At 62.9% G+C, this 11332-nt stretch carries 8 protein-coding genes; 5 read left to right on the forward strand and 3 right to left on the reverse strand.

From position 1 onward, the window contains the following. The first annotated feature begins 356 nt into the window (after nucleotides 1-356). The 4 genes from gltB to BV82_RS02140 all read left to right on the forward strand — a co-directional run bounded on the left by gltB (nucleotide 357) and on the right by BV82_RS02140 (nucleotide 8075). The gene (gene gltB, locus BV82_RS02125) at nucleotides 357-4802 is read left to right on the forward strand and encodes a glutamate synthase large subunit (RefSeq protein WP_036995404.1); all 4446 of its coding nucleotides are present in this window, start codon (nucleotides 357-359) and stop codon (nucleotides 4800-4802) included. Nucleotides 4803-4918: 116 nt separating this feature from the next. Then, nucleotides 4919-6337, forward strand: coding sequence for an FAD-dependent oxidoreductase (locus BV82_RS02130; protein ID WP_010222236.1), 1419 nt, complete (start codon nucleotides 4919-4921; stop codon nucleotides 6335-6337). A 188-nt stretch (nucleotides 6338-6525) separates the two neighbouring features. Further along, nucleotides 6526-7587: a uroporphyrinogen decarboxylase gene (hemE, locus tag BV82_RS02135; RefSeq protein WP_010222237.1), complete on the forward strand. Its 1062-nt coding sequence runs from the start codon at nucleotides 6526-6528 to the stop codon at nucleotides 7585-7587. Nucleotides 7588-7727: 140 nt separating this feature from the next. After that, entirely contained in the window at nucleotides 7728-8075 is a 348-nt protein-coding gene (locus tag BV82_RS02140; RefSeq protein ID WP_010222238.1) for a YgiW/YdeI family stress tolerance OB fold protein, read from the forward strand. 67 nt (nucleotides 8076-8142) lie between these two features. Here the strand turns inward: BV82_RS02140 and BV82_RS02145 are convergent, their stop codons facing one another. Beyond that, nucleotides 8143-9372, reverse strand: coding sequence for an MFS transporter (locus BV82_RS02145; protein WP_302184151.1), 1230 nt, complete (start codon nucleotides 9370-9372; stop codon nucleotides 8143-8145). Between the two features lie 153 nt (nucleotides 9373-9525). Here BV82_RS02145 and BV82_RS02150 point away from each other — a divergent pair, with 153 nt between their 5' ends. Further along, a complete protein-coding gene (locus tag BV82_RS02150; RefSeq protein WP_010222240.1) occupies nucleotides 9526-10425 on the forward strand; it encodes a LysR family transcriptional regulator in 900 nt (299 codons plus the stop codon). A gap of 1 nt (nucleotide 10426) precedes the next feature. Here BV82_RS02150 and BV82_RS02155 read toward each other — a convergent pair whose 3' ends face one another. Then, the gene (locus BV82_RS02155) at nucleotides 10427-10873 is read right to left on the reverse strand and encodes a hypothetical protein (protein ID WP_010222241.1); all 447 of its coding nucleotides are present in this window, start codon (nucleotides 10871-10873) and stop codon (nucleotides 10427-10429) included. A 15-nt stretch (nucleotides 10874-10888) separates the two neighbouring features. Further along, entirely contained in the window at nucleotides 10889-11332 is a 444-nt protein-coding gene (locus BV82_RS02160; RefSeq protein ID WP_050990002.1) for a hypothetical protein, read from the reverse strand.

The following is an 11332-nucleotide window of genomic DNA, read 5'->3' on the forward strand; positions in this document are numbered from 1 at the left end:
TGGTGGCACTACCCCCGCCACCTGCTGAGCGACTCCTGAACATCGGTCAAGCCTGCTGCGTACTGCGCGGCAGGCTTTTCTGTCCCAGACTGCCGGCCACAAGCCCATCTTGCAGTCCAGGCTGAAACGCTTCAGACTCAAGCCATGCTGTTACCACGGCGTACGCTTAAAAACATTCAAAAACGCGACATGGATTTACGGCAATTCGTCGTAAATTTGTGGGCTTCCCTGTCGCTGTGCAACAATGGCTCCCCTATTGCCCCCGCAAAGCTGGCATTCGTTCGGCGTGGATGGTAAGTGGTTGTACTAAAAAAAGATTTGCCTTGGTGAGAGGCGAACCTGGTGAGAAAGTGTCTATGAAAACAGGTCTGTACCATCCCGAAGAATTCAAGGATAACTGTGGTTTTGGCCTGATCGCCCATATGACGGGTGAACCCAGCCACCACCTTTTGCAAACGGCCATCCAGGCCCTGACCTGCATGACCCACCGTGGTGGGATCAACGCCGACGGCAAGACCGGCGACGGTTGCGGTCTGCTCATGCAGAAGCCCGACCAGTTCCTGCGTGCCGTGGCCCGCGAACAGTTCGGCAATGAGCTGCCCAAGCAGTACGCGGTCGGCATGGTGTTCTTCAATCAGGACAACGCCAAGGCTGAAGCCGCGCGCGCCAACATGAACCGCGAAATCCTCGCGGCTGGCCTGCAACTGGTGGGCTGGCGCAAAGTGCCGATCGACACCAGCGTCCTTGGCCGCCTGGCCCTGGAACGCCTGCCGCAGATCGAGCAGGTGTTCATCGGCGGTGAAGGCCTGAGCGATCAGGAATTCGCCATCAAGCTGTTCAGTTCCCGTCGTCGCTCTTCGGTGGCCAACGCCGACGACACCGACCACTACATCTGCAGCTTTTCGCACAAGACCATCATCTACAAAGGCCTGATGATGCCGGCGGACCTCGCCGCCTTCTATCCGGACCTTAGCGACGAGCGCCTGCAAACCGCGATCTGCGTGTTCCACCAGCGCTTCTCCACCAACACCCTGCCGAAATGGCCGTTGGCGCAACCGTTCCGCTTCCTCGCCCACAACGGCGAAATCAATACCATCACCGGTAACCGCAACTGGGCCCAGGCGCGTCGCACCAAGTTCGCCAATGACCTGATCCCGGACCTGGAAGAGCTCGGCCCGCTGGTCAACCGCGTCGGCTCCGACTCCTCGAGCATGGACAACATGCTCGAACTGATGGTCACCGGCGGCATCGACCTGTTCCGTGGCGTGCGCATGATCATTCCGCCGGCGTGGCAGAACGTCGAGACCATGGACGCCGACCTGCGCGCCTTCTACGAATACAACTCCATGCACATGGAAGCGTGGGACGGCCCGGCCGGCGTGGTACTGACCGAAGGCCGCCACGCGGTGTGTCTGCTCGACCGTAACGGCCTGCGCCCGGCGCGCTGGGTCACGACCAAGAACGGCTATATCACCCTGGCGTCGGAAATCGGCGTGTGGGACTACAAGCCCGAAGACGTGATCGCCAAGGGCCGTGTCGGCCCGGGGCAGATCTTTGCCGTGGACACCGAAACCGGGCAGATCCTCGACACCGACGCCATCGACAACCGCCTGAAGTCGCGCCACCCGTACAAGCGCTGGCTGCGCCAGAATGCCCTGCGCATCCAGGCCGACCTCAGCGACGACCAGGGCGTGGCCAGCTACGACGCTGACCAGCTCAAGCAATACATGAAGATGTTCCAGGTCACCTTCGAAGAGCGCGACCAGGTACTGCGTCCGCTCGGCGAGCAAGGCCAGGAAGCGGTCGGTTCGATGGGCGATGACACGCCGATGGCGATCCTTTCGCAGCGCGTGCGTTCGACCTATGACTACTTCCGCCAGCAGTTCGCCCAGGTCACCAACCCACCGATCGACCCGCTGCGCGAAGCGATCGTCATGTCGCTGGAGATCTGCCTGGGTGCCGAGCGCAACATCTTCCAGGAATCCCCCGAGCACGCCTCGCGGGTAATCCTCAGCTCGCCGGTGATCTCGCCAGCCAAGTGGCGTTCGCTGATGAACCTCGACCGCCCCGGCTTCGAGCGCCAGCTGATCGACCTCAACTACGAAGAGAGCCTGGGCCTGGAAGCTGCGGTGCGCAACATCGCCGATCAGGCCGAAGAAGCCGTGCGCAGTGGCAAGACCCAGCTGGTGCTCAGCGACCGCCATATCGCCCCGGGCAAACTGCCGGTGCATGCGTCGCTGGCCGTGGGGGCCGTGCATCACCGCCTGACCGAGCTGGGCTTGCGCTGCGACAGCAACATCCTGGTTGAAACCGCCACCGCCCGCGACCCGCATCACTTTGCCGTGCTGATCGGTTTCGGTGCTTCGGCGGTGTATCCGTACCTGGCCTACGAAGTGCTGGCTGACCTGATCCGCACCGGCGAAGTGCTCGGTGACCTGGAAGAAGTCTTCAAGTACTACCGCAAGGGCATCTCCAAGGGCCTGTTGAAGATCCTCTCGAAGATGGGTATCTCGACTGTCGGTTCCTACCGTGGTGCGCAGTTGTTCGAAGCCGTCGGCCTCTCGGAAGAAGTGGTGAACCTGAGCTTCCGTGGCGTTGCCAGCCGCCTCAAGGGCGCACGCTTCGTCGACATCGAGAACGAGCAGAAGCTGCTCGCCGCCGAAGCCTGGAGCGCGCGCAAGCCGATCCAGCAGGGTGGCCTGCTGAAGTTCGTCCATGGTGGCGAATACCACGCCTACAACCCGGACGTGGTCAACACCCTGCAGGCCGCCGTGCAGCAGGGCGACTACGCCAAGTTCAAGGAATACACTGCGCTGGTCGACAAGCGCCCGGTGTCGATGATCCGCGACCTGCTCAAGGTCAAGGTCGCCGACCAGCCGCTGGCGCTGGAGCAGGTCGAGCCGCTGGAAGATATCCTCAAGCGTTTCGACTCTGCCGGTATCTCCCTCGGCGCGCTGTCGCCGGAAGCTCACGAAGCCCTGGCCGAGGCGATGAACCGCCTGGGCGCGCGCTCCAACTCCGGTGAGGGTGGCGAAGACCCGGCCCGCTACGGCACCATCAAGAGCTCGAAGATCAAGCAGGTGGCCACCGGCCGCTTCGGCGTTACCCCCGAGTACCTGGTCAACGCCGAAGTGCTGCAGATCAAGGTGGCCCAGGGCGCCAAGCCGGGTGAGGGCGGGCAGCTGCCTGGCGGCAAGGTCAACGGCCTGATCGCCCGGCTGCGCTACGCCGTGCCTGGCGTGACCCTGATCTCGCCTCCGCCGCACCATGATATCTACTCGATCGAAGACCTTTCGCAACTGATCTTCGACCTCAAGCAGGTCAACCCGCAGGCACTGGTCTCGGTCAAGCTGGTGGCAGAAGCGGGCGTTGGCACCATCGCCGCCGGCGTGGCCAAGGCCTATGCCGACCTGATCACCATCTCCGGCTACGACGGCGGCACCGGCGCTTCGCCGCTGACCTCGATCAAGTACGCTGGTGCGCCGTGGGAGCTGGGCCTGGCCGAAACCCACCAGACCTTGCGCGGCAACGACTTGCGCGGCAAGGTCCGGGTGCAGACCGACGGCGGCCTGAAAACCGGCCTGGACGTGATCAAGGCGGCGATCCTCGGCGCCGAAAGCTTCGGCTTCGGCACCGCGCCGATGATCGCCCTGGGCTGCAAATACCTGCGTATCTGTCACCTGAACAACTGCGCCACCGGCGTTGCCACCCAGAACGACAAGCTGCGCAAGGATCACTACATCGGTACCGTCGACATGGTGGTGAACTTCTTCACCTATGTCGCCGAAGAAACCCGTGAGTGGCTGGCCAAGCTGGGCGTGCGCAGCCTCGGCGAGCTGATCGGGCGTACCGACCTGCTGGAAATGCTCCCCGGTGAAACCGAGAAGCAGAAGCACCTGGACCTCAGCCCGTTGCTGGGCAGCGAGCACGTGCCGGCCGACAAGCCGCAGTTCTGTGAAGTCGACCGCAACCCGCCGTTCGACAAGGGCGTGCTGGCTGAGAAAATGGTCGACATGGCCCTGCCGGCCATTCGCGACCTGTCGGGCGCCGAGTTCGACCTGGACATCTGCAACTGCGACCGTTCCATCGGTGCGCGGATCTCCGGCGAAATCGCCCGCCTGCACGGCAATCAGGGCATGGCCAAGGCACCGATCACCTTCCGCTTCAAGGGCACTGCCGGGCAGAGCTTCGGGGTGTGGAACGCCGGTGGCCTGAACATGTACCTCGAAGGCGATGCCAACGACTACGTCGGTAAAGGCATGACCGGTGGCAAGCTGGTGATCGTACCGCCTGCGGGCAGCCCGTTCGCCACCCAGCACAGCGCCATCATCGGCAACACCTGCCTGTACGGCGCCACCGGCGGCAAGCTGTTCGCCGCCGGTACCGCAGGCGAGCGCTTTGCCGTGCGCAACTCCGGTGCCCACGCGATTGTCGAGGGCACAGGCGATCACTGCTGTGAGTACATGACCGGTGGCTTTGTCTGCGTTCTGGGCAAGACCGGTTACAACTTCGGCTCGGGCATGACCGGTGGTTTTGCCTACGTGCTGGACATGGACAACAGCTTCGTCGACAAGCTCAACCACGAACTGGTCGAGATCCAGCGCATCAGCGGCGAGGCCATGGAGGCTTATCGCAGCCACCTGCAGCGCGTGCTGGCTGAGTACGTCGAAGAAACCAACAGCGAATGGGGTCGTGAGCTCTGGGAAAACCTGGACGACTACGTGCGGCGCTTCTGGCTGGTCAAGCCGAAGGCGGCCAACCTGAAGAACCTGCTGTCCAGCACCCGTGCCAACCCGCAGTAGCGGCAAGCGGCAAGCCTCAAGCTGCAAGTTCAAAGCAGTACGAGGTTTGCCGGCCCACGTGATCGTCTTGCAGCTTGCAGCTTGAAGCTAGCAACTGCGGTAAAGAGGTATTGAAAATGGCTGAACGTCTCAGCAATGACTTCCAGTTCATCGAGGTCGGGCGCAAGGATCCGAAGAAGAAACTGTTGCGTCAACGCAAGAAAGAGTTCGTAGAGATCTACGAGCCTTTCAAACCACAGCAGTCGGCCGAACAGGCCCACCGCTGCCTGGGCTGTGGCAACCCGTACTGCGAGTGGAAGTGCCCGGTGCACAACTTCATCCCCAACTGGTTGAAGCTGGTCGCCGAAGGCAACATCCTCGCCGCCGCGGAGTTGTCGCACCAGACCAACACCCTGCCGGAAGTCTGCGGCCGGGTGTGCCCGCAGGACCGCCTGTGCGAGGGTGCCTGCACCCTCAACGACGGCTTCGGCGCGGTGACCATCGGTTCGGTGGAGAAGTACATCACCGACACCGCCTTCGCCATGGGCTGGCGCCCGGACATGTCCAAGGTCAAGCCGACCGGCAAGCGCGTTGCCATCATCGGCGCCGGCCCGGCCGGCCTGGGCTGCGCCGACGTGCTGGTGCGCGGCGGGGTGACCCCGGTGGTGTTCGACCGCAACCCGGAAATCGGCGGCCTGCTGACCTTTGGCATCCCCGAGTTCAAGCTGGAAAAGACCGTGCTGAGCAATCGCCGCGAAGTCTTCACCGGCATGGGCATCGAGTTCCGCCTCAACACCGAGGTGGGCAAGGATGTCAGCATGGAGCAGTTGCTCGAGGAATACGATGCCGTGTTCATGGGCATGGGCACCTACACCTACATGAAGGGCGGCTTCCCCGGTGAAGACCTGCCGGGCGTGCACGATGCCCTGGATTTCCTGGTGGCCAACGTCAACCGCAACCTGGGCTTTGAAAAGTCGCCGGAAGATTTCGTCGACATGAAAGGCAAGAAGGTCGTGGTGCTCGGTGGCGGCGACACGGCGATGGACTGCAACCGCACCTCCATCCGCCAGGGCGCCAAGGCCGTGACCTGTGCCTACCGTCGTGACGAGGCGAACATGCCCGGCTCGCGCAAAGAGGTGAAGAACGCCAAGGAAGAAGGGGTGAAGTTCCTCTACAACCGTCAGCCGATCGCGATTGTCGGTGAAGACAAGGTCGAAGGCGTGAAGGTGGTCGAGACCCGTCTCGGCGAGCCGGACGCCCGTGGCCGCCGCAGCCCTGAGCCGATCCCGGGTTCCGAAGAGATCATCCCGGCCGATGCCGTGGTCATCGCCTTCGGTTTCCGCCCCAGCCCGGCGCCGTGGTTCGAGCAGTTCAGCATCCAGACCGACAGCCAGGGCCGCGTCGTGGCACCGGAGAAGAACACCTACAAGCACCAGACCAGCAACCCGAAGATCTTCGCCGGTGGCGACATGGTCCGCGGTTCCGACCTGGTGGTGACGGCGATCTTCGAGGGGCGCAATGCCGCCGAGGGGATCTTGGATTACCTGGAAGTCTGAAAAGGCTTCGCGGGACAAGCCCACTCCCACAGAATGTGTGCTGAACCTGTGGGAGCGGGCTTGACCCGCGATGAATTCAGCAAAATCTATTGACCTGTCACAAGTCGATAGACAAAAGGCACGGTTGATACCGTGCCTTTTACGTTGGGCTCTGAGAAAATGCCCCCACTTTTTTTCCGGATGCCGACATGACTGCCTTGAAGAACGATCGTTTTCTGCGCGCCCTGCTCAAGCAACCCGTAGACGTCACCCCGGTGTGGATGATGCGCCAGGCCGGCCGCTACCTGCCGGAGTACCGCGCCAGCCGCGCCAAGGCCGGCGACTTCATGAGCCTGTGCATGAACCCGCAGTTTGCCTGCGAGGTCACCCTGCAACCGCTGGACCGCTACCCGCTGGACGCCGCGATCCTGTTCTCGGACATCCTCACCATCCCTGACGCCATGGGCCAGGGCCTGTACTTCGAAACCGGCGAAGGCCCGCGTTTCAAGAAGGTCATCAGCACCCTGGCCGACATCGAAGCGCTGCCGATCCCTGATCCGCAGAAGGACCTGGGCTACGTCATGGACGCCGTCAGCACCATCCGCCGCGAGCTCAATGGCCGCGTGCCGCTGATCGGCTTCTCCGGCAGCCCCTGGACCCTGGCCACCTACATGGTCGAAGGCGGTTCGTCGAAAGACTTCCGCAAGACCAAGGCCATGCTCTACGACAACCCGCAGGCCATGCACCTGCTGCTCGACAAGCTGGCCCAGTCGGTCATCAGCTACCTCAACGGGCAGATCCTGGCTGGCGCACAAGCGGTACAGATCTTCGACACCTGGGGCGGCAACCTGTCGGCGGCGGCCTACCAGGAGTTCTCCCTGGCCTACATGCGCAAGATCGTCAGCGGCCTGATCCGCGAGCACGAAGGGCGCAAGGTGCCGGTCATCCTCTTCACCAAGAACGGCGGTCTGTGGCTGGAAAGCATCGCCGAGGCCGGCGCTGATGCCCTGGGCCTGGACTGGACCTGTGACATCGGCGAAGCCCGCCAGCGCGTTGGCAGCAAGGTCGCCCTGCAGGGCAACATGGACCCGACCGTGCTGTATGCCAAGCCGGAGGCCATCCGTGCCGAAGTCGGGCGCATCCTTGCCAGCTACGGCCAGGGCAGTGGCCATGTATTCAACCTCGGTCACGGCATCACCCCGGAGGTTGATCCGGAGCATGCCGGCGTGTTCATCAACGCCGTGCACGAGTTGTCGGCGCAGTACCACTAAGTAGGAGCGGGCTTGCCCCGCGATTGCGACCTGACTGAATCAGCGCGATCGCGGGGCAAGCCCGCTCCCACTGCTATTAAGGTTCAATTCAGCCTGCCTGGGTAATCTGGCTCCATCGAAACCCAGACAGGATCCACACCATGAAAACCCGTTACCTCGCTCTGCTGCTTGCCCCGCTGTTCAGCACCGCTGCCCTGGCTGCCGGCTATACCGGCCCTGGCGCCCAGTCGGTGACCACGGTTGCCGCCGCCAATGACGCCGCTGACGACACCCCGGTGGTGCTGCAAGGCTACGTGGTGAAGAAAGTGAACAACGATGACAAGTACGAGTTCAAGGACACCACCGGCACCATCACCGTCGAGATCGATGACGAAGACCTGCCGCCGGTAGCCTTCAACGACAAGACCAAGGTCAAGCTGAGCGGTGAAGTCGAGAAGCACCTGATGAGCCGTGAAGTGGATGTTGATCGGGTTGAAGTGATCAACTGATCCAGTGGCAGGCCCGCTCCTGTGGGAGCCGGCCTTGCCGGCGATGGGCCGCGCAGCGGCCCTCAGCTCAAGCCTTGGCCGGCAACTTGCTCAAGTGCACCGCCACCAGCAAGGCCACCACCAGCAAGCTGCCGATGAACAGGCCGATGCCGTTCCACCCTGCCTGATGCCAGAACATCCCGCCCGCCGTCCCCGCCACGCTCGACCCGGCGTAATAACTGAACAGGTACAACGACGAGGCCTGGCCCTTGGCCTTGGTTGCCCGTCGGCCGATCCAGCTGCTGGCCACCGAATGCGCGCCGAAAAAGCCGAAGGTGAACACCAGCATGCCGACGATAATCAGCGGCAAGGGGCTGAGCAGGGTCATCAGCAAGCCGCCGAACATCAGCACAATGGTCGCCCAGAACACCTTGCGCCGGCCCAGCTTGTCGGCCAGGGCGCCGATTTGCGCCGAGCTGTAGATCCCCGACAGGTACACCACCGACAGCAGCCCGACCAGCGCCTGGCTCATGTGATAGGGCTCGGCCAGCAGGCGATAGCCGATGTAGTTGAACAGGGTGACGAAAGCGCCCATCAGCAGGAAGGCTTCGAGGAACAGCCAAGGCAGGCCGGCATCGCGAAAGTGCAGGGTAAAACCGTCGAGCAGGCTGCGCGGGTGCAGCGAGCGCGGGCGGAAGTTGCGCGATTGCGGAAGGATCTTCCAGAACACCGCCGCCGCAACCAGAGCCAGGCCACCGATCACCAGCATCGCGGTGTGCCAGCTGACGAAGTCGATCAGCACGCCGGTGATCAAGCGTCCGCTCATGCCGCCAATGGCGTTGCCACCGATGTACAGGCCCATGGCCAGGCCGATGTGCTGAGGGTGGATCTCTTCGCTCAGGTAAGTCATGGCCACCGCCGCCAGGCCGCTGAGCGACAGCCCGAGCAGCGCCCGGGTCAGCAGTACGCCGTGCCAGCTGGGCATCAGGGCGCTGACGATGGTGCACAGCGCTGCGCAGAACAGGGCGAAGACCATTACCGGCTTGCGCCCTATGCGGTCGGAAATCGGCCCGGTGATCAGCAACCCGAACGCCAGCATGCCGGTGGACACCGAGAGGATCAGGCTGCTTTGCGCGGCGCTGATCGAGAACTCCTGTGACAGCAGCGGCATCATCGGCTGTACGCAGTACAGCAGGGCAAAGGTGGCAAAGCCGCCGCAGAACAGCGCCAGTACGGTGCGCAAAAAGGCCGGGGTGCCTTTTTCGATCCAGCTTTCGTTGAGGGTGGCGACGATTTCGTCGAGCGGAGCAGGGGGCAGTTCGTGGGCGTGGGGCGCAACAGCAGTTTTCACGGGTGACCTCGGGGGCGCTACGGCCTGTCAGGCAGTGAAAAAAGCATATAGCTGGCTAATGATCATTTCCAATATATTGTTCGACCTGTTTAAGAGGTTTTACGACCTATTGGAGCCGCCATGGAATTGCGTCACCTGCGCTACTTCATCGCCGTCGCCGAAGAGCTGCATTTTGGCCGGGCGGCGCAGAACCTGGGGATTTCCCAGCCGCCGTTGAGCCAGCAGATCCAGGCCCTGGAACAGGAGCTGGGAGCGCGCTTGTTCGAGCGAACCAATCGTCGGGTCGAGCTCAGCGAGGCCGGGCGCCTGTTCCTCGAAGAGGCACGGCTGGTGCTGGCGCAAGTCGACAAGGCTGCCGATGTCGCCCGGCGTGCGCAACTGGGTGAGCTGGGCGAGATGAAGATTGGCTTCACTTCTTCGGCACCGTTCAACTCGAGCATTCCCAAGGCTATTCACGCGTTTCGTCAGCGCTTCCCGGCGGTGCACCTGAACCTCAAGGAAATGAGCAGCCGCGATGTCGCTGACGCCTTGCTCGACGAGTCGATCGAAGTCGGCCTGATGCGCCCCTTGGCCTTGCCTGAGAGCCTGAATGTCGTCGAGCTGTTTCGCGAGCCGCTGGTGGCGGTGATCAATGCTGCCCATCCGCTGGCGCAAGGCAGTGACGCCGGGGTGCACATGGCGGCCCTGGCCCAGGAGCCGTTCGTGTTTTTTCCGCGCAGTTACGGCAGTGGCTTGCACGCGCAGTTGCTGAGCCTGGCACGCCAGGCCGGGTTCAGTCCGCATTTTGCCCAGGAGGCGGGGGAGGCGATGACCATCATCGGCCTGGTGGCGGCGGGGCTGGGGGTGTCGGTATTGCCGGCTTCGTTCCAGCGCATGCGCATCGACGGGGTGGTGTACCGGACCTTGCTCGACGACGACGCGGTGACTGCCGTGTGGCTGGTGCAGCGCCGCGATGCGCCGTCGGCGATGGCCAGGGCCTTTGCCGAGCTGTTGACCCGCCAGGCCCTGGAACGCAGCTGAGTTACTGGACCTTGGCCAGGTCGCCCTTCAGCGCAACGCCAGCCATGATCGCGCCGGCGTGGCATTCGTAGGTGGTGGCGTCCTTGCGCTCGTTGCGCTTGTAGTAGCTGCTGATGTTGGTCACGGCGTTGGCGCCAACCTTGCGGGCGGCGTCCTGCATGGTCAGTAGCGCTGATTGCAGGGCCCATTCGCAGGCTGCTGCGTCCGTTTTGTTGAAGGCGTTGGTCTTCTTGTTGGTGACCGCTGCCGGGCTGACCACGGTGACCTTGCCCTTGGGCTGCACGCCGGCCAGGTAGAACTTCACCGAACCGTCGAGCTTGTTCTCGGCGGTCATCTGCGCCACGACTTTCTCGAACGGCAGGTAGTGGGTGGTGTCGCGGGCCTGGCTGAGGCCGGGCAGGGCGCAGAGCAGCAGGGCGGTGGTGGCGGTCCAGGTTTTCAGACGCATTATGTCGTTCCTTGATTATTCAACAGTGTTCGAATGCTGTTCGCTGATGGCGCGCTGCACGATGTTCTGGGCTTCCAGCTTGTTCAGCTCTTGCAGGATGCTTTTGTCGAGGTTGTTCACCCAACGGTTGTAATTGCGGTGAATCTTGCCGTCCTTGTAGCCCAGCTCGCGGCTGTCGCGGTAGTTGATGCGAAAGTTGCTGACGCTGTAGTGGATGTCGACGGCGGCATAGAAGGTGTTGCGTACCAGGATGTCGGCCTGGATCAGGTTCGGGGTGACCTTGCGCGGGGTCCAGCCGCGGTTGGCCACGGCCTTGAGGATGGCCTGCTGCACCTGCTCATGGTTGTAGTTGTGGCCGACTACAAGCTGCTCTTGTGGGGTCAGTACCGGTTTCGAGGTACAGCCAGCCAGGCCCGCAAGGGCCAGGCCGAGGACAGCGGCGCGAATCAATGAAGACAT

It is taken from the genome of Pseudomonas donghuensis, assembly GCF_000696345.2.
GTDB classification, from domain to species: Bacteria; Pseudomonadota; Gammaproteobacteria; order Pseudomonadales; family Pseudomonadaceae; genus Aquipseudomonas; species Aquipseudomonas donghuensis.